At 32.0% G+C, this 18,760-nt stretch carries 17 protein-coding genes and 1 rRNA gene (1 of these 18 cut by a window edge); 13 read left to right on the top strand and 5 right to left on the bottom strand.

The window, feature by feature from the left end; genetic code table 11:
• The first annotated feature begins 119 nt into the window (after positions 1 to 119).
• The gene (locus ACKTTR_RS09380; RefSeq protein WP_408027593.1) at positions 120 to 1,553 is read left to right on the top strand and encodes an ATP-grasp domain-containing protein; all 1,434 of its coding nucleotides are present in this window, start codon (positions 120 to 122) and stop codon (positions 1,551 to 1,553) included.
• 10 nt (positions 1,554 to 1,563) lie between these two features.
• Entirely contained in the window at positions 1,564 to 2,526 is a 963-nt protein-coding gene (locus ACKTTR_RS09375; protein ID WP_408027592.1) for a succinylglutamate desuccinylase/aspartoacylase family protein, read from the top strand.
• Positions 2,527 to 3,311: 785 nt separating this feature from the next.
• On the opposite strand, the gene ACKTTR_RS09370 is transcribed toward ACKTTR_RS09375, so the two are convergent.
• The gene (locus ACKTTR_RS09370; RefSeq protein WP_408027591.1) at positions 3,312 to 4,154 is read right to left on the bottom strand and encodes a DUF2911 domain-containing protein; all 843 of its coding nucleotides are present in this window, start codon (positions 4,152 to 4,154) and stop codon (positions 3,312 to 3,314) included.
• Positions 4,155 to 4,276: 122 nt separating this feature from the next.
• On the opposite strand from ACKTTR_RS09370, the gene ACKTTR_RS09365 reads away from it, so the two are divergent.
• From ACKTTR_RS09365 to ACKTTR_RS09355, 3 genes are read left to right on the top strand one after another with little or no spacing between them, the layout of a single operon-like run.
• Positions 4,277 to 4,771 (top strand): DinB family protein, encoded by a 495-nt coding sequence (locus ACKTTR_RS09365; protein WP_408027590.1) that lies wholly within the window; start codon positions 4,277 to 4,279, stop codon positions 4,769 to 4,771.
• A gap of 11 nt (positions 4,772 to 4,782) precedes the next feature.
• Positions 4,783 to 5,448, top strand: coding sequence for an MIP/aquaporin family protein (locus ACKTTR_RS09360; protein WP_408027589.1), 666 nt, complete (start codon positions 4,783 to 4,785; stop codon positions 5,446 to 5,448).
• Positions 5,435 to 6,193, top strand: coding sequence for an NAD(P)-binding domain-containing protein (locus ACKTTR_RS09355; protein ID WP_408027588.1), 759 nt, complete (start codon positions 5,435 to 5,437; stop codon positions 6,191 to 6,193). The genes ACKTTR_RS09360 and ACKTTR_RS09355 overlap by 14 nt, the downstream gene beginning before the upstream one ends.
• A gap of 14 nt (positions 6,194 to 6,207) precedes the next feature.
• Here ACKTTR_RS09355 and gldG read toward each other — a convergent pair whose 3' ends face one another.
• From gldG to ACKTTR_RS09335, 4 genes are all read right to left on the bottom strand, one after another.
• On the bottom strand, positions 6,208 to 7,848 hold the full coding sequence (gene gldG, locus ACKTTR_RS09350; protein ID WP_408027587.1) for a gliding motility-associated ABC transporter substrate-binding protein GldG: 1,641 nt from the start codon (positions 7,846 to 7,848) through the stop codon (positions 6,208 to 6,210).
• Positions 7,841 to 8,560: a gliding motility-associated ABC transporter permease subunit GldF gene (gldF, locus tag ACKTTR_RS09345; protein ID WP_408027586.1), complete on the bottom strand. Its 720-nt coding sequence runs from the start codon at positions 8,558 to 8,560 to the stop codon at positions 7,841 to 7,843. Before gldF ends, gldG begins: the two co-directional genes overlap by 8 nt.
• 67 nt (positions 8,561 to 8,627) lie before the next feature.
• Entirely contained in the window at positions 8,628 to 8,924 is a 297-nt protein-coding gene (locus ACKTTR_RS09340; protein WP_408027585.1) for a putative quinol monooxygenase, read from the bottom strand.
• Between the two features lie 4 nt (positions 8,925 to 8,928).
• A complete protein-coding gene (locus tag ACKTTR_RS09335; protein WP_408027584.1) occupies positions 8,929 to 9,789 on the bottom strand; it encodes an SAM hydrolase/SAM-dependent halogenase family protein in 861 nt (286 codons plus the stop codon).
• A gap of 119 nt (positions 9,790 to 9,908) precedes the next feature.
• On the opposite strand from ACKTTR_RS09335, the gene ACKTTR_RS09330 reads away from it, so the two are divergent.
• From ACKTTR_RS09330 to ACKTTR_RS09295, 8 genes are all read left to right on the top strand, one after another.
• Positions 9,909 to 10,862 (top strand): PhoH family protein, encoded by a 954-nt coding sequence (locus ACKTTR_RS09330; protein ID WP_408027583.1) that lies wholly within the window; start codon positions 9,909 to 9,911, stop codon positions 10,860 to 10,862.
• Positions 10,859 to 11,479, top strand: coding sequence for a hypothetical protein (locus ACKTTR_RS09325; RefSeq protein WP_408027582.1), 621 nt, complete (start codon positions 10,859 to 10,861; stop codon positions 11,477 to 11,479). The genes ACKTTR_RS09330 and ACKTTR_RS09325 overlap by 4 nt, the downstream gene beginning before the upstream one ends.
• 47 nt (positions 11,480 to 11,526) lie before the next feature.
• Positions 11,527 to 12,477, top strand: a complete 951-nt coding sequence (locus tag ACKTTR_RS09320) for a phosphoribosylaminoimidazolesuccinocarboxamide synthase (protein ID WP_408027581.1) — start codon at positions 11,527 to 11,529, stop codon at positions 12,475 to 12,477.
• 114 nt (positions 12,478 to 12,591) lie between these two features.
• The gene (locus ACKTTR_RS09315; RefSeq protein WP_408027580.1) at positions 12,592 to 13,053 is read left to right on the top strand and encodes a (2Fe-2S)-binding protein; all 462 of its coding nucleotides are present in this window, start codon (positions 12,592 to 12,594) and stop codon (positions 13,051 to 13,053) included.
• Between the two features lie 12 nt (positions 13,054 to 13,065).
• Positions 13,066 to 15,282, top strand: coding sequence for a xanthine dehydrogenase family protein molybdopterin-binding subunit (locus ACKTTR_RS09310; protein ID WP_408027579.1), 2,217 nt, complete (start codon positions 13,066 to 13,068; stop codon positions 15,280 to 15,282).
• Positions 15,283 to 15,410: 128 nt separating this feature from the next.
• Positions 15,411 to 16,664, top strand: a complete 1,254-nt coding sequence (locus tag ACKTTR_RS09305; RefSeq protein WP_159614866.1) for an aminotransferase class I/II-fold pyridoxal phosphate-dependent enzyme — start codon at positions 15,411 to 15,413, stop codon at positions 16,662 to 16,664.
• Positions 16,665 to 16,771: 107 nt separating this feature from the next.
• Positions 16,772 to 17,497, top strand: a complete 726-nt coding sequence (locus tag ACKTTR_RS09300) for a DUF4294 domain-containing protein (protein WP_408027578.1) — start codon at positions 16,772 to 16,774, stop codon at positions 17,495 to 17,497.
• A gap of 713 nt (positions 17,498 to 18,210) precedes the next feature.
• Positions 18,211 to 18,760 (top strand): 16S ribosomal RNA (locus tag ACKTTR_RS09295) (it continues 974 nt past the right edge of the window).

Below are 18,760 nucleotides of genomic sequence, written 5' to 3'. Positions count from 1 at the left end.
TAAAACCAAAAATATGTTTATAAATTAACGAGGGTAAAAGTAAGATAGTTTGTTTTTTTATTATTTTTAATTGTGTAGAAATAACCATTTACAATAGATAATAAATTTTTAAAAGAATAATGAAAACAATAGAACTTATAAAACCTAATACATTTAATAACGAGAACCATTGGTATCCTAAGGTGCTGAATGCCACAATTCATCCAATGGTGAACTTTTTTTTAAATTTAGATAAGGAACGAATTATTGCTAGGTATTGTCACTTACATCCAAAAGTAAATGCTGATAAACTTAGGGAAATTTTATCGTATGAATGTAAGTACTTTTTATGGGGAGGAGCAGATTTGATCAATTCAACTTCAGCAGATGGAGATAAAAATATGGTTATAATAGAGAATAATTCATGCCCATCAGGTCAAAAATCAATGCCTTTATTAGATGATAATAAAGAAGACGGAGTATATCGCTTATTAATTGAAAGAACTTTTAAACCTATTTTAGAGAAAAAGCGAAAACTTGTTAAAGATGGTAGGTTAGCAGTACTTTATGATAAAAATTATATGGAAACATCAGGTTATGCAGCAGTTATAGCAGATGTTTTTAAAGAAGATGTTTTTCTAGTACCTTATTATTCAAACAAAGAAAACGAACATATAAAAATAGAAAATGAAATCTTTTATCTAAAACAAGGTGACGAATGGATTCCGTTACGAGGTATTTTTAGATATGTAACCCAAAAACCATGGAATAGATTCCCTATTAATAGTAAAACAAAGATTTTAAATCCGATTATTACTTGTTTGGCTGGAGGAAGAAATAAAATGGTTGCTGCCAAAGCATATGATATTTACAATACAGAATTAGAAGAATATGGAATGAAAATAAACATTCCAGACACTATTTGGGATGTAAGCAAAAATGAAATTCCGTTATGGGTAAAAAAAATGGGAGGACAAGCAGTAGTAAAAATTCCATATAGTAATGCCGGACAAGGAGTTTATACGATTGTTAATGAACAAGAACTAGAAGAATTCATGAAGTTAGAAATCGAATATGAACGTTTTATTGTACAAAGTTTAATAGGTAATTATAATTGGAGCTCAGTAAGTACAAAAGGTAAATATTACCATGTTGGTACAATGCCAAACGCTAAAGGAGAAACATTTGTATCTGATATACGTATGATGATTAGTAGTACAAAAGATGGAATAAAACCATTATGTATGTATTCGAGAAGAGCATTATTACCTTTGGTGAATGACTTAGAAAGTAGTAAAGATTCTTGGCAAATGTTAGGAACAAACTTATCGGTTAAGTTAGGAGAAAATGAATGGACGTCAGACACTAATCGTTTGTTAATTATGGACAGAAGAGATTATAACAAATTAGGTTTAGGTATAGACGATTTAATAGAAACTTTTATACAAACTGTACTTTCTACCATTGCTATCGACAAAATGTGTATTAGTTTAATAAACTCTAATAAAAAGTTTAAAAAGAAACTATTTACTTCATTAAATAACGATAGTACGTTGTTAAATGAATTATATTAAATGTATGAGTATGGGACACCAAATTGAATATATTACCGAGTTTGATGTGAATCAAACACCTAAAAATTCTATCAAAAATTACTGGTTAAAAGTAACTTCTAACGCAATGGGAATTCCCACGTGTATTCCTATTATGGTTGCTAGAGGAAAAGAAGATGGTATTGTATTAGGGCTTACAGCAGCAGTTCATGGAAATGAATTAAACGGAATATCAGTTATCCAGCGATTGTTTAAAGATTTAGATACAGACAATTTAAAAGGAACAATTGTAGGAATTCCTGTAGTGAATGTACCTTCATTTGTTAGGGGAACAAGGGTTTTTAGTGATGGAGTTGATATTAACAGAATAATGCCAGGAAAAGATAATGGAAATACAAGTGAAGTATATGCCAATCGTTTTTTGAATTTAGTAGTAAAGAAATTTGATTATTTACTGGACCTACATACGGCTAGTTTTGGTAGAGTGAATTCATTTTATATTAGAAGTGATATGAACAATAAAGTCACCAAAAAATTAGCCTTATTACAAGATGCTGAAATTATAGTACATACACCACCATCAGACGGTACTTTACGAGGAGCTGCAGAAGAGTTAGGAATTCCATCTATTACCATCGAAGTGGGTAATCCGCATAGTTTTCAAAAGAAAATTATTAAAAGTGGAGTAGCAGGAGTGCACAATGTATTGGCATATTTAGGAATTACCGATGATGAATATGAAACCTCTAAAAGAAATACAGTAGTTTGTGAAAAATCTTATTGGTTGTATACACAAGAAGGAGGGTTACTTACAGTACATGTAGATTTAAGAGATATAGTGGAAGAGGGTGATCATATTGCTACACTACGAGATGTGTTTGGTAATAGAATTAAGAAGTATTATGCTCCAGAAAGAGGTATTGTAGTAGGGAAGAGTGTAAACCCCGTAAATCAATCAGGTGGACGTATTATTCATTTAGGGATTATAAAATAACTATCAAAAAGACTGTTTTAAAGAATAAAAAACAGTCTTTTTTTATTCAGTAAACTATTAGCTTGCTTTTATAATATTGTCTATACTATTATCTTTTTGAGCTTATAAATTTTGACTTTCTAAATCTAAGGAAGAAGTATGTAAGAATACTAAAAAAAGGAATAAACATAGCACTATATTCTTTTATACTTTCTGAAAAATCGCCCATATATATTATTGAAAGTATAGTTATTATGGAAGGAACTAAGAAAAAAGAAGTAAGTGAATAAAAAATATTTTTCCTTATTTTCTTTTTTAAATTAAAAAAAATGGGCAAACATCCTATTGTTAAAAAAATAATAAGCCCAATGCCTATTCCGTAAATTATCCCAGACATATCACAACGCATCCTATTATGGGTTAAGGATCTCATTGATTGAAAGATAAAAAGTAAAAAAGTTGTTGTAATACAACTAAAAAGAAAAGTTAAACTTAATATTTTAGATAAGTATTTTACCATAACTAATAATGATAAAGAGTTTTATAACATAACAATTCAACAAGTTGTGAAAACAATAAATATTCTAAGATATCTTCGGTTAGACTCTAGAAAAAAATTAAATATTGTGTTTCGGATAACTACGGACAATTTAGTGAAAAGCATGGTAGTTTAAAAAATAATAATTTATATAAATTTAAGAGATATTGTAATTTGTTACACACTAACAGAAGCTAGAACAATTATAAAAACAAAAAACTCGCCAAATAGCGAGTTTTTATATCTATAAAAAGTTTAGCAGAAAAAATTACTTCATTTCAGCAATAAACTCTTTGTTCATTTTTACATAGTCAGCATTTCCAGCTTTTTCAGCACCAGCTAATGAAGCTTTAGCTGCTTTAACAGCACCTTTTTTATCACCAGCTTTAGCTAAGATTAAAGATTGTTGACGTAAGTACCAAAAACGAGGTTGGTCTTTAGTCATGTCAACAGCTTTGTTAATCCAATTTTTAGCTTTGTTAATGTCTTTCCCTTCTTGTAAATAATACACAGCAGAAGAAAAATAATCATTAGCAGAAGGTCCGCCCATTACTTGCGCAATGCTTTTTTCTACCGCTTTATCAGTAGGAGTATTAAACTTTACACCTACGTAAGCATTTTCCCATAAAATTCCTAACACAGCAGAATCGTTTGTTAAATCGTCAATAGACATTGTAAACGTTTCAATTTTCACAGGCATAGCTTCAACTTTAGCAGTAGTTGATACAGCTACTTTAGAGTCATCCCATTTTTGAGGAGTTCCCCAGTTATTAGCGTCAGAGTAAAAAATTACTTCCCAAGAATCTTTTCCTGGTTTAGTGTATAATGCGTAGGTACCTTTTTTTAAGGTTTTTCCATCAATAGTTACATCGTCACTAAAAGTAACAGTAGTATTTTTATTGGCTCCAGTTCTCCATACTTTACCGTAAGGAACTAAATTACCAAAAATAGTTCTTCCTTTCATACTCGGACGAGAATATTCAACTGATACATCTGTTAAACCTACAGTTTGCTCTAACTTAGCTGCAGGACTAGGGGCTGGGGTCTTTAATTGTGCACTGATATTTGTTGATAAAGCAACAACAAACAAACTTAAAAGTATTTTTTTCATGTTGATAGATTTGTTTTTTAATTAGTTTTGTTAAAATTACGAGGAATTCCTTGGATTAATGTTAACAAAAACTTAAAATACCTAAGAGTTGTTTTAATAGATATTTGCAACCAAAGTTAAGAATGACAAAAAATAGAGTATACAGAAATAATGGAGCAATTGGTGCTTTGTTAGATGAATATGAAAAATCAATAACCGAGTTTAAAGAAGTTATTAAGGATGTAAATTCAAAAGAACTAATTCAAATAGTTGATAGTAAAACGGAAGATGAAGATTGTAAATCAATTCAAACAATAATAACACATGTAGTTAGAGCGGGATATACGTATGTTATTGAGATAAGAAGATGGTTAGGAGAAGATATAAAGTATAAAGAGAAAGAGACGTTAAATTCTATTTTAGAGTATAATGAAGCATTGGATAAAATGTTTGCTTATAATGAGCAACTTTTTGATGATTATCCAAATATAAAATTAGAAGAATTGGAACCACATAAGAAAGTACACGTTAGATGGGGACAGAAATATGATGTAGAACAATTATTTGAACATGCTATTGTACATATACTAAGACATAGAAGACAAATAGAACTATTTAAAAACAAAATTAGTAGATAGAAATTTATAAAATGAAAAGATATATTTCTGAAAGTATAGGAACCTTTGCTTTAATTTTCTGCGGAACAGGAGCAATGACAGTAAATGAAGTAACCAACGGTGCAGATCTAACACATATTGGAGTGGCAATTACTTGGGGATTGATAGTAATGGCAATGATTTATGCTTTTGGGGAAATTTCTGGAGCACATTTTAATCCAGCAGTAACCATTGCTTTTGCCTATGCTAAAAAGTTTTCATGGAAAGAGGTACCTAAATATATAATAGCTCAATTATTAGGTGCTTTATTAGCAAGTGTAATGCTCTGGATTTTATTTCCAACGAGTGAGTTCTATGGAGCAACACTACCATCAGTAGTGCCTTGGCGAGCCTTTATTTTAGAGCTGTTATTAACTTTCTTTTTAATGCTAACGATAATAAATGTATCTACAGGAAGTAAAGAAGTAGGAGTAATGGCAGGTATTGCCATTGGTGGAGTAGTTTTATTGGAAGCTATGTTTGCAGGCCCTATAACAAAAGCTTCTATGAACCCCGCTCGCTCTATAGCACCAGCATTAATTTCTGGTCACTTAGAGCATTTATGGCTGTATATACTAGCACCAATTATTGGAGCTTTATTGGCGGTGGTTTCATGTAAACTTGTAAAAGACGATAATTGTTGTGATGAAAAATGTTAGCATTTTAGGCTGTGGTTGGTTAGGAAAAGAATTAGCAGTAAACTTTATTGAAAAAGGATATGAAGTAAAAGGATCTACAACCTCAGAAAAGAAACTTCAAGAACTGCAATTAGCTCATATTAGTCCTTTTTTAGTTGATATATCAGCAAGAAAGATTCAATTAGAATTTTTAGACGCTGATGTATTGATAATTGCGATAACTTCTAAAGAAGTAGAAAATTTTAAATGGTTGATAGCTTCAATAGAAAAGTCAAACATAACTAAAATTATCTTTATTAGTTCTACCTCGGTGTATCCTAGTTTAAATAAGGAAATGACAGAAGAAGATGAAACTGTAGATTCTCCGCTAGTAGAAATAGAAAACCTATTTAGAAATAATAATAAGTTTCAAACAACGATCATTCGTTTTGCTGGATTATTTGGAGGGGAAAGGCAACCGGGAAATTGGTTTGCTAATAGAAAAATACCACATCGAAAAGGCTATGTAAACATGATTCACCGTGAGGACTGTATAGCTATTATACAAGAAATTATAGAACAAAATGCTTTTGGAGAAGTATTTAATGCTTGTGTAAATCACCATCCAACCAGAGAAGATTTTTATATAAATGCTAGAAAAACTCTAGGAAAACCAATCCCTGAATTTGATGATTCAAAACCATTGGAATATAAAATAATTAATAGCGAAAAACTTCAAAAAAGATTAAGCTATCAGTTTATACATAACGATTTATTAAGTATTTAAAAGCATCAGTAATTCTACTGATATTTCTTCTTCCTCCAGTAATTAAAACCAAGACCAAACAGTGCTAATAGCACTAATGGAATACCAATATTGATAAATTGCCAAAAACGTTTTTCAGCAAAAGCACGTTGCTTATCCAATAAGTTAATTTGAATGGTTTTATTACGTAGTTGAATCAACCCAGAATCGTCTAATAAATAATCAATAGCATTGATTAAAAACTCTTTATTACCAAACTGTTCTCCTGTCCATTTATCCAGTGATAAATCGTGAGGTTTTCCTTTTAAAACCTGATTTCTACCTACATCACCATCAGCAATTACAATCATTTTATTGTTTGTACTCTCAGCTTTAAAATCAGGAGTGTCAAAAGGCTTTATTCTGTTTTTATAAGCAGAAGGAATATTACCCTCTACAAGAACAGCTAATAATTGCGGACCTGATGCAAATTCATTCTCTTTAGGTTCTTTGGCAATACTTTGTAATTCAATAAAGTTGGGAGTTCCTGTTTTTTTAGTAAGTACAGAAGTTACTAATAAAGGAGTTTTTTTCAAGCTACCTTTTAACGTATCTATTTGAGTGGTAAAACGAAAACGAACAGGCGCAACATTTTTAGTAATTGGGTGGTTCGGATTACCATTAACTAGTGGATGATAAAACCAATTTAAGTGTTGAAACTGTGTTTGATTCCCTACATTTCCTGTAGCTAACGGAATTTTAGCTGAATATAAATCTTGAATGAGTTTATTGTTTACACGAACTTGATATCCAAATAATAAGTCCGTTAAATTCAAATCACGAGGAAATGCTAACATTTTTCCTTCATTATACAAACTATCAGTATCCGCATAGTTATTATCTAGCATCCATAAACTTTTACCACCGTTTGCTATAAACTGATCAACGGTAAGCTTTTCCTCTTCTGTAAAACGCTCAGTAGGTTTAGCAATAATTGCTAAATCGTATGCTCTTAAGTCTTTTAAAGTTTTTTGCGGATTGTTAGCAACACTATCTAATGTAAATTTTGCTAAACGGTATTTTTTGCCAATTTCACTTAATAAACTATATTGATAAATATCTTGTAATTCACCATTACCAGCTAATACAGCTATTTTCTGTCTTTCTTTTAAGGTAACATTATGTAGCGCATTAGCAAAAGAATACTCTAGTTTTTCAACAGCATTTTGTAGCTGTGCCTCTTGCGTCTTAGCAATAGAGTTAGGAAGTAAAGAAATTAACTCTACTTTTTTACCATAAGTAATTTCTGCCCAAGGAAAAATAATAGCTTCAGATAGCTTTCCATCTTCCTCTACAGTTAACTGGCTAGGCATCATTCCTCTTTTTACCAAACGTTCACGAATATTATCAGGGTTGATAAAACGGAAACGAATATTAGAGTTTTTAGCTTGTAATTCTTCTAAAAACTGACGTGTTTCTATTTGCAAACGCTTAAATTCCGCAGGAAAATCACCTTCTAAGAATACATGAATCGTTAGTGGGGTATCAACTTTATCAATAAGACGTTCGCTTACTTCAGATAAGGTATAACGTTTGTCTTGTGTTAAATCGAAACGTTTGTAAACTGAATTAGCGATGTAATTAACAATTAACAGTCCGATAAGTGCTAATGCAATATGTTGTAATTTCTTATTCATTTTTTAACTGTTGTTTAGTGATGAATAAAAAGAAGAAGGTAACACTGATAAAATAGATTAAATCACGAGTATCTACTACACCACGACTAATACTTTTAAAGTGTTCGTTAATACCAAATTGTTGTAAGGGGTATCCTGAGTTTCCTAAAGAAGAACCTACAGCATCAAAACCGTAGAATAAAGCAAAAGTGATAAATACACTTACAATAAATGCTACAATCTGATTTTTTGATAGGGTAGAAGTAAACAATCCAACAGCTGTATAGGTTGCTGCTAAAAATAACAAACCTAAATATGAACCAATTGTACTACCTACATCTAAATTTCCAATAGGACTTCCTAATTGATACACAGTATATGCATAGGTTAATGTAGGTAATAATGCAATGACAACTAACAAAAGAGAAGCGAAAAACTTGCCTAATACAATTTGCCAATCGGTAAGTGGTTTGGTTTTTAAAATTTCAATAGTTCCACTATTAAATTCATCAGCAAAACTTTTCATTGTTATGGCAGGAATTAGAAATAAGAACAACCATGGAGCTAAATAAAAGAAGCTATTTAAATCGGCAAAGCCCGCATTTAAAATATTGAAATTATCTTTAAATACCCATAAAAATAAGCCATTTACAAGTAAAAATACCCCAATCACCAAATATGCAGTGGGAGAGGCAAAAAATGAGTTAAATTCTTTTTTTAGTAGTGGTAACAATGTATAACTGTTTAGTTGTTTATAATGTTTAATTATTTTTATAAGACTATTGTCTAACGCCTATGGACTAAGGTAACGATTCAACTTTATCAACACTCCAAGCAAAAGGCTTGTCATTAAATAAAACTTTGGTTTGTGCCCAAACTCCTTTAAATAATTCAGAATTCCTGTAATTTTCTAAATCTTGCTCAGTACTCCAATAACTATAAGTAAAAAATATATTCGGATTTGTTTTGTCTCTGTATAATTCTAATAAACGGCAACCAGGTGAATTTCGTATAAATTCTTTTTTAGAATTAAAGTTGTTTAAAAATTCTTCAATTTTTTCTGGCTGAAAGCTCATTTTTACAATTCGTACAAACATAAATTTAACTTATAGGTGTAAACTCTGGTTTAATAGGGTTTTCAAATTCAACAGTAATAGTGTCACGATATTCTAAACCAAGTAGGGTAGAGGCTCCACCAACTGTTTCTAAATTACTTCGGTAAATAGCAATTTCTAAAAAGCCAGCAGAGTTAAAAATAGCTAACTTTTCACCATCATACTGTCGCTTATCAGTTACCGAAAAATCAACAATCTCGTTATATCGGTTGTAAATTTTAGAAAAAGTATAGCGTCTAGCCGTAACTTTATAATCACGACCTTTTCCAATGGTATTAAATTGTTTTTTACTGATGTTAGTAATTACATTTCCATAATTATCAATGTAAATAACACCACCTGCAATAATAGTTTGCTGCTCGTTTACTTTTGGCTTAATTTCAACAATCTTTTTATAGGTTTCAATTTCTCTTCCAATAACACTTAAACTACCACCACGAGCAATATGAGAAGCTACTTGTACAAAAACATCTAACACAGGGAAGCTACTTTCAATACGATCGTGAATATTAATTTCAACAATTTTAGTAGGTTTAATTTCAGAAGCAATCATTGAAATTAACCCGTTATCAGGACAAATAAAAAAATGATTGTCTAGTTCTAAGGCAATATGTTTATTATCCACACTTAATTCTGAATCTACACCAATTACATGGATTGTTTTATCAGGAAAGCTTTTATAAGCATTCTTTAAAATATAAGCAGTTTCAGTAATGTTAAAAGGAGAAATTTCATGCGTAATATCAACAATCTTAGCATCAGGTAACTCAGAATAAATAGCCCCTTTTACAGCCCCTACAAAGTGGTCTTTCGTTCCAAAATCAGTAGTTAATGTAATCAGAGACATTACGTTAGGTGTTTGTTAATTAATTTGTGAAAAATTATGCTGAAATTTTAAACAAAACTACGTAATTCAAGAAAAATAATCATTATTTTTAGTGTGAATAATATTAAAACTTTTATCATTTGAACGAACGCGTAATTGAATTAACAGAAATCAACCCAAACGATTTTTTTGGAGCTCAAAACAGCACTATTACTCAGTTAAAAAGCTTCTTTCCTAAAATAAAAATAGTTGCTAGAGGAAATAAACTTAAAATTTTTGGAGAACCTGAATTATTAAATGAATTTGAAAAGAGGCTAGAGATGCTTATCAAATACTTTAATAGATACAACAAGCTAGATGAAAATAGTATTGAGCGAATTTTAACGTCAACAGGTAAGGAAGAAGAAATACGAAAATCTGGAAATGCAAAAGACGTTTTAGTACACGGTGTTAGTGGAAAGTTAATAAAAGCGCAAACAGCAAATCAGCGTAAAATGGTTGAGTTAATGCAAAAAAATGATATGTTATTTGCTGTAGGACCTGCGGGTACTGGTAAAACATACACAGCGGTTGCTTTGGCTGTAAAAGCATTAAAAGAAAAAGAAGTAAGACGAATTATATTAACAAGACCTGCGGTGGAGTCAGGTGAAAACTTAGGATTTCTTCCTGGAGATTTAAAAGAGAAGTTAGATCCATACATGCAACCTTTATATGATGCCTTACGAGACATGATTCCGCATGAAAAACTTGAATCACACCTAGAAAAAGGAGTCATACAAATAGCGCCTCTAGCTTTTATGCGTGGGCGTACCTTAGATAATGCTTTTGTAATTCTAGATGAAGCTCAAAATACCACTCATGCACAAATGAAGATGTTTTTAACACGTATGGGAATGCATGCAAAGTTCATCATAACAGGAGACCCAGGTCAAATAGATTTACCACGTAGGCAAGTTTCTGGATTAAAAGAATCGTTATTAGCGTTAAAAGATATTGACGGAATTGCACAGGTGTATTTAGATGATAAAGATGTAATTCGTCATCGATTGGTAAAGAAAATTATCTCAGCCTATAAAAGTATAGAAACGGAATGATAAAAATTGATAAAGATAAACTAGGCCTTCAAGATTATTTTTATATCGGTTATTTATATTTAATTATTTTAGGATTAGTAAGTGATGCTATTTTTTATGGGGTTTTTGGAGTAACCTATTTAAACTATACGACTATATTAGATGCTCTAATTTCTCCAGTAAGTTTATTGGCTAATAACTGGTTAATGGCATTAATTTTAGCTGTGTTATTTGCATTAATGTATATGTATTTTTCTAATTGGATGTTTAAAGTTTATGCATACTTAAGAGAAAAAAAATGGTATCAAAAAATATATGACATTGAAAAAGGGGACAAAAAATATGAAAGGTTAAGAAGTAAGAAAAACCCGGTACTTGGATTAATGTTTATGTTTTTTATGCTATTCGTTTCTATGCGATTAGGAATGGCTTTAGGAATTAGGAGTAAAGTTTCAGAAAAAGAAATAATACCAAATTATACATTAGTTTTTAAGGATAATTCAAAGTTAAATGTTAAAAAAGTAGGGCAGAACTCTGCTTATTTTTTCTATTTCGTTCCTGGAGAAAAAACAATTAGTGCAACTCCAATAGCTGATAATTTAAAACAGATAAAACGTTTTAAAAAGATTGATGAATAATCTGTCTAAAAGATTACATTTGCGGGCAACAACACAACAACATACTAATGAATACAATTAACGAAACAAACTTCCAGTTTCAAGGACAAAAAGAAGTTTATAAAGGAAAAGTAAGAGAAGTATACAATATCAATGATGATTTATTGGTAATGATTGCTTCAGATAGACTTTCTGCTTTCGATGTAATTTTACCACGTCAAATTCCTTTTAAAGGACAAATTCTAAATCAAATTGCTACAAAAATGATGAACGATACAGCTGATATTGTTCCAAACTGGTTATTGGCAAATCCAGATGAAAATGTAGCTGTGGGGCATTTGTGTGAACCTTTTAAAGTAGAAATGGTAATCCGTGGGTATTTATCTGGTCATGCAGCCCGTGAATATGCAGTAGGAAAGAGAATGCTTTGTGGAGTAGCAATGCCTGAAGGAATGAAAGAAAATGATAAATTCCCAGAGCCAATTATTACACCATCAACAAAGGCAGATAATGGAGAACATGATGAAGATATTTCTCGTGAAGATATTTTAGCAAAAGGAATTGTTTCTGAAGAAGACTATTTAGTATTAGAAGATTATACAAGAAAGTTATTTCAAAGAGGAACTGAATTAGCTGCTAAAAGAGGATTGATTTTAGTAGATACCAAATATGAGTTTGGAAAAACTAAAGATGGTAAAATTGTATTGATTGATGAAATTCATACACCAGACTCTTCTCGTTATTTTTATGCTGAAGGATATGCAGAACGTCAAGAAAAAGGAGAGAAGCAAAAACAACTATCAAAAGAGTTTGTGCGTCAGTGGTTAATTGAGAACGGATTTCAAGGAAAAGAAGGACAAGAAATTCCTGAAATGTCTGATGAAAAAGTTATTGAAATTTCAAATAGATACATTGAACTATACGAACAAATCACAGGAGAAACTTTTGTGAAAGCGAATACAGAAAACGTACTCGAAAGAATAGAGAAAAATGTAAAAACATTTTTACAAAATAGATAAAAAAGAGAGGCTTAAGCCTCTCTTTTTATTTAAAATTATCTTAAAAGAACTTCATTAATAAACAGGCATTTATATTTTTTGTAACTTACACGAGACAAACAAAAATTAGCCAAAATGCCAAATTATACATTAAAAATTAACGGAAAGTCGGTGTCCTTTAAGGCAGATGCTGATACGCCATTGTTGTGGGTTCTACGAGATGAGCTCAATATGGTAGGAACTAAATTCGGTTGTGGAATAGCACAATGTGGAGCCTGTACTGTTCATATAGACGGAACAGCAATGAGAAGTTGTCAATTACAAGTTTCTATGCTAGAAAATGAAGAAATTACCACGATAGAAGGATTATCGGCGGAAGGAGATCACCCGCTTCAAGAAGCTTGGAAAGAAGTAGACGTTCCACAATGTGGTTACTGTCAAGCAGGTCAAATTATGACAGCTGCATCTTTTCTAAAAGAAAATCCAAATCCTTCAAAAGAAGATATAAGAGAAGCAATGCAAGGGAATATATGTCGTTGTGCAGCATATAATAGAATAGAGAAAGCGGTTGCTTTAGCAGCAGATAAAATGTCTTAAAAAATTTCAATCATGAGTACACAAGAAAAAAACTTTACGTTTAGTAGAAGAAACTTTTTAAGAACCTCTGCATTAGCTAGTGGTGGTATTATGATTGGATTCAATTTATTTACTGCTTGTAAACCTAATGTAAAACCATCTGTAGATGTTGAAAACCTAAATTTCAACGATTTTAATGCGTTTATAAAAATATCTAATGAAGGGTATGTAACTATTTACTCCCCCAATCCCGAAATAGGTCAAGGAGTAAAAACCTCAATGCCGATGATTATTGCTGAAGAATTAGATGTTGAGTGGGATAAAGTGCACGTAGTACAAGCTCCACTAGACACGAAAAATTATACACGTCAATTAGCAGGAGGGAGTGGATCTATTCGAGTAAGTTGGCCTGTTTTAAGACAAACAGGAGCTACAGCTAAGCAAATGTTAATTAATGCAGCGGCAGTAAAATGGGGTGTAGATGCGACCACTTGTTCAGCTTCAAAAGGAATTATTACAAATGAAAAAGGAGAAACTTTAGGTTATGGTGAAGTAGTTAAAGAGGCTGCTTTGCTTGAGGTTCCTGAAAATGTAATTTTAAAAAAGCCTTCAGAGTTCTCTATTATTGGTAAAAGCGCTAAGAATGTCGATTTAGAAAAAATTGTGACTGGAGAACCTTTATTTGGTTTAGATTATAAGGAAGAAGGAATGTTATATGCTTCAGTAGTAAGACCTCCGGCTTTCGGACAAGAACTTGAATCGTATGACGATACAGAAGCAAAAAAAATACCTGGAGTAGTAGATGTTATAACAATAGGAGAAAAAGCAAGAAATTTTATAGAGTCAGGAAAAACTAATTGGACATTTAAGTTAACAAAAACAGATAAAGTAGTTGTGTTAGCTGAAAATACATGGGCAGCAATTAAAGGAGCAAAAGCAATTAAAGCTGTATGGAAAGATAGCTCTAAGTTAGAAGATACAAAACTTCATGATGAAAAGCTGATAAACTTGTTAGAATCTAATGATTTAGATGTACGAAGAGAAGATGGAGATGTGAAAAAAGCTTTTACAGAAGCAGATAAAGTAATTGAACGTACTTATCACTCACCTTTTTTACCTCATAATTGTATGGAGCCGATGAACTTTTTTGCTAATGTAACTCCAGAAAAAGTACATCTAGTAGGACCAACGCAAACGCCAGAGTTTGTAGCAAGGGTTGCTGCCGAAATGATAGGACGCGATTTAGAACAAGTTCATGTAGAAATGACAAGAATGGGAGGAGGATTTGGAAGAAGGCTATATGGTGATTTTGTATATGAAGCACTAGAAATATCTGATAAAGCTAAAAAACCAGTGAAAATGGTTTCAACAAGAGAAGAAGATGTAACAAGTGGAACATTCAGACCAGCAATCAAATATAGAATAGCAGCTTCAATTAAAGATGGAAAAGTAACAGGATACCATTTAAAAGAAGCAGCGATTAATGATAATATGTATGGATTGGTTCCACATTTCTTTCCAGCAGGATGTATTCCAAATTATAAAGTATCCACAGGAAATTACAAGAGTAATATTAGTACAGGAGCTTGGAGAGCACCCTACACTAACTTTTTAGGCTATGCAGAACAATGTTTCTTTGATGAATTAGCACAAGAACTAGAAATTGATCCAGTACAATTACGTTTAGATTTACTAGAAAATGTAAAAGAAACAAAAGACGAAAAAATCCAGTATTCAGGAAAAAGAATGCAAGATGCAATTCGATTAGCCGCAAAAGAAGGAAACTGGGGTAAATCAAAAGAAGGAGTTTATCAAGGATTTTCAGCTTATTACAGTCACAATACTCATGTAGCTGAAGTAGCAGAAGTAGAGCTAAAAGATGGAGTGCCTGTGGTAACAAAAGTAGTAGCAGCAGTCGATTGTGGTATTGTAGTAAATCCAACAGGAGCTAAAAACCAAGTAGTAGGAGGAGTAATTGATGGTATTGGACATGCTATGTATGGTAATTTAACCTTTAGCGAAGGAAATCCATCGAGCAGAAATTTTGATAACTATCGATTAATAAGAATAAATGAAACCCCAAAAGTTGAAGTGCACTTTGTTGAAAACGAGATAGCACCAACTGGTTTAGGTGAACCAGGCTTACCACCAGCAGGAGGAGCAGTAGCAAATGCAATTCATAAAGCTCTAGGGAAAAGACTATATAAACAGCCATTTATAGAAGAACTAAAATCAAACATTTTATCTTAAAAACTAAAGAACTTTGTAGGTTTAATAAAGTAGTGTTTTTGCTATTTATTGAAAATGAAACACTCTGTAATTTTTGAAAATCTGTCAAAAAGCACTACTTTCGCAACCTATAAAAATCAAAAATAACAATGGTTAAAGATTTATTTGAAAGAATTAAAGGAGATAAGGGACCTTTAGGAAAATGGGCAGATAAAGCAGAAGGGTATTATGTGTTTCCTAAATTAGAAGGACCAATTTCTAACCGTATGTCTTTCAATGGAAAAAAAGTAATAACTTGGAGTATCAATGACTACTTAGGATTAGCTAATCACCCAGAAGTATTAAAGGTAGATGGAGAATCAGCTGCCACAGATGGAATGGCATACCCTATGGGAGCTCGTATGATGTCAGGTCACACAAAATACCATGAACAATTAGAGCAAGAATGTGCTGAGTTTGTAGGAAAAGAAGCAGCTTATTTAGTAAACTTTGGATACCAAGGAATGGTATCGGCAATTGATGCTTTAGTAGGAAAAGACGATATCATAGTATATGACATGGATACACATGCATGTATTATTGATGGAGTTCGCTTACATGCAGGAAAACGTTTTGTGTATCGTCATAACGATATTGAGAGTTGTGAGAAAAACTTGAAACGTGCTACCAAAATGGCAGAAAAAACTGGAGGAGGAATTTTATTAGTTTCGGAAGGTGTTTTCGGTATGAGGGGAGAGCAAGGACGTTTAGCAGAAATAGTAGCCTTAAAAGAAAAATATAACTTTCGTTTATTAGTAGATGATGCTCACGGATTCGGAACATTAGGAGAAGGAGGAAGAGGAACAGGATTTGAACAAGGAGTACAAGACGGAATTGATGTGTATTTTGCAACATTTGCAAAATCTATGGCAGGAATTGGAGCATTCTTTGCAGGAGACAAAGATGTAGTTCAATACTTACAATATAACATGAGGTCACAAATGTTTGCTAAATCATTACCAATGCCAATGGTAAAAGGAGCATTAAAACGTTTGGACATGATTCGTACTATGCCTGAGTTAAAAGAAAACCTTTGGAAAATAACTAATGCATTACAATCAGGTTTACGTGAAGCAGGTTTTGATTTAGGAACAACGCAAACATGTATTACACCAGTATACTTAAAAGGAGAAATTCCAGAAGCCATGGCAATGGTAAATGATTTACGAGAAAATCATGGAGTATTCTGTTCAATCGTAGTATACCCAGTAATACCAAAAGGATTAATAATATTAAGATTAATTCCAACAGCACGTCATACAATTGAAGATGTAAATGAAACAATTGAAGCATTTTCTGCAATCCGTGAAAAATTAGAGAACGGAACTTATAAACAAGTAGCAGCTACAATAATGGCAGAATAAAAAGAAATTGTAAAAAAATAAATAAAAACTCATGAAATACTTCATGAGTTTTTTTGTTTTAAAAGAGAAATGATACATTTGGAATCCTTTTGCTTATCAAAAATCAAATGAAAAAAATACTATACATATACTTATTATTATTCGTAGCAGCATTAAGTGCACAAATTAAAGATACATTACCAAACTTTAATGATGAATATATTTTGATAAGAGAAGGAGATAGTTTAATGATAAAGTTAAATGAAGTAACGGTACTTCCAAAACATAAGTTTAAAGAAAAAAAAGATATCCTATATTATTATTGGCTTCGTAAAAAAGTATTCAAAGCATATCCTTACGCAATTTTAGCAGCAAAAAGAGTAGATAGTGTAAACTCGCGTTTAGCTAGAGTGAAATCTAAAAGTAAAAAAAGAAAATACATAAAAAGAATTCAGAAATATCTAGAAGAAGAATTAACAGCACCCTTAAAGAAGTTAACAAGAACAGAAGGAAGGATTCTTTTAAAGTTAATTCATCGTCAAACAGGTAAAACAGCCTTTGATAATGTAAAAGAATTAAGAAGCGGTTGGAAAGCCTTTTGGTACAATACAACAGCAAATTTATTTAAGTTATCGTTGAAGTCAGAGTACAAACCAGAGACAGAAAACGAAGATTATTTAGTAGAAGATATCTTACAGCGAGCATATATAGAGGAGAAGTTAGAATATCAAGAGCCTAAATTACGTAAAGACTATTTAATAATTGTATCAAAAAGTAGGGGTTATGTTGATGTTTCAGAGTATAAAGAGATGTTTGCGAAGATGCGTAAGAAGCGAAAACGCAAGAATAAGTAACCAAATCATGTTTCAGACCAGCATACTTTAGTCTATTTTTACAGTATATATAAGTCATTTCAGTGTTAAGGGAAGTAGTTAAAAGATGTATTTAGAGTACAAGAGTAGGTATTGTTTTGATTGGTTAGAAAAAACTTTCAGGTATAAAGAGGTATAAGACAAAGAGTTAAAAAAAGGTTTGGAAAAAAGGTAAAAAAAGTCATTGTTGTAAAGAAAAAGGTATCTATATTTGCACCCGCAAACGGAGAAGCGGTAAGCTAAGAAGTTAGTAAGAGTTCATTAAAATAGGGTTTAAGATATTTAAAGAAAAGGTTAAAAAATAGTTTAAATTTTTCTTGTTTAATAAGAAATAAAGTGAGTATCTTTGCAGTCCGATTTTTAGGGAAACAGTTCATTAAAATAGTGTAGCGAAACAAACGAAAAAAAACTTTAAAAAAAGTTTTGTCAGATTAAAAAGAGTTTGTAGTTTTGCATCCGCTTTGAGAAAGCGACACGATCACAGAAATTTTGGAAGACGGTAAGGTCACTAGTTCGAGTCTAGTATTTCTACAAAAGGTTGGATTGAAAAGATGAGTTAACGCTTATTGTTAGAGATTCACCAAGTTCATTGAAAATATTGAAATTGACAGCGTAAAACAAAGAGTAGAATAACCATAACTTCTACGAAGTTAAAAATTCTTTTGGAACTTAACATTTATAATATTAAAGATTATACAATGAAGAGTTTGATCCTGGCTCAGGATGAACGCTAGCGGCAGGCTTAACACATGCAAGTCGAGGGGTAACAGGGAAAAGCTTGCTTTTTTGCTGACGACCGGCGAACGGGTGCGTAACGCGTATAGAATCTGCCTTGTACAGGAGGATAGCCTTTAGAAATGAAGATTAATACTCCATAATGTTGAGAAATGGCATCATTTTTTAATTAAAGATTTATCGGTACAAGATGACTATGCGTCCTATTAGCTAGATGGTAAGGTAACGGCTTACCATGGCAACGATAGGTAGGGGGTCTGAGAGGATTATCCCCCACACTGGTACTGAGACACGGACCAGACTCCTACGGGAGGCAGCAGTGAGGAATATTGGTCAATGGAGGCAACTCTGAACCAGCCATGCCGCGTGCAGGAAGACTGCCCTATGGGTTGTAAACTGCTTTTATACAGGAAGAAACTTAGTTACGTGTAACTAACTGACGGTACTGTAAGAATAAGCACCGGCTAACTCCGTGCCAGCAGCCGCGGTAATACGGAGGGTGCAAGCGTT

The organism is Tenacibaculum litoreum, from assembly GCF_964513915.1.
GTDB lineage: Bacteria > Bacteroidota > Bacteroidia > Flavobacteriales > Flavobacteriaceae > Polaribacter > Polaribacter litoreum.
The sequence above is the reverse complement of the archived record's forward strand: the minus strand, read 5'-3'. Positions and strand labels throughout refer to the sequence as shown.

Excerpts from the sequence above, each read along its gene's own strand:
- ACKTTR_RS09325 (WP_408027582.1), top strand. The coding sequence starts at position 10,859 with ATGATAAAAATTGATAAAGATAAACTAGGCCTTCAAGATTATTTTTAT.
- ACKTTR_RS09365 (WP_408027590.1), top strand. The coding sequence starts at position 4,277 with ATGACAAAAAATAGAGTATACAGAAATAATGGAGCAATTGGTGCTTTG.
- ACKTTR_RS09370 (WP_408027591.1), bottom strand. The coding sequence starts at position 4,154 with ATGAAAAAAATACTTTTAAGTTTGTTTGTTGTTGCTTTATCAACAAAT.
- ACKTTR_RS09375 (WP_408027592.1), top strand. The coding sequence starts at position 1,564 with ATGGGACACCAAATTGAATATATTACCGAGTTTGATGTGAATCAAACA.
- gldG (WP_408027587.1), bottom strand. The coding sequence starts at position 7,848 with ATGAATAAGAAATTACAACATATTGCATTAGCACTTATCGGACTGTTA.
- ACKTTR_RS09355 (WP_408027588.1), top strand. The coding sequence starts at position 5,435 with ATGAAAAATGTTAGCATTTTAGGCTGTGGTTGGTTAGGAAAAGAATTA.
- ACKTTR_RS09300 (WP_408027578.1), top strand. The coding sequence starts at position 16,772 with ATGAAAAAAATACTATACATATACTTATTATTATTCGTAGCAGCATTA.
- ACKTTR_RS09310 (WP_408027579.1), top strand. The coding sequence starts at position 13,066 with ATGAGTACACAAGAAAAAAACTTTACGTTTAGTAGAAGAAACTTTTTA.
- ACKTTR_RS09335 (WP_408027584.1), bottom strand. The coding sequence starts at position 9,789 with ATGTCTCTGATTACATTAACTACTGATTTTGGAACGAAAGACCACTTT.
- ACKTTR_RS09340 (WP_408027585.1), bottom strand. The coding sequence starts at position 8,924 with ATGTTTGTACGAATTGTAAAAATGAGCTTTCAGCCAGAAAAAATTGAA.
- ACKTTR_RS09305 (WP_159614866.1), top strand. The coding sequence starts at position 15,411 with ATGGTTAAAGATTTATTTGAAAGAATTAAAGGAGATAAGGGACCTTTA.
- ACKTTR_RS09360 (WP_408027589.1), top strand. The coding sequence starts at position 4,783 with ATGAAAAGATATATTTCTGAAAGTATAGGAACCTTTGCTTTAATTTTC.
- ACKTTR_RS09380 (WP_408027593.1), top strand. The coding sequence starts at position 120 with ATGAAAACAATAGAACTTATAAAACCTAATACATTTAATAACGAGAAC.
- ACKTTR_RS09320 (WP_408027581.1), top strand. The coding sequence starts at position 11,527 with ATGAATACAATTAACGAAACAAACTTCCAGTTTCAAGGACAAAAAGAA.
- ACKTTR_RS09315 (WP_408027580.1), top strand. The coding sequence starts at position 12,592 with ATGCCAAATTATACATTAAAAATTAACGGAAAGTCGGTGTCCTTTAAG.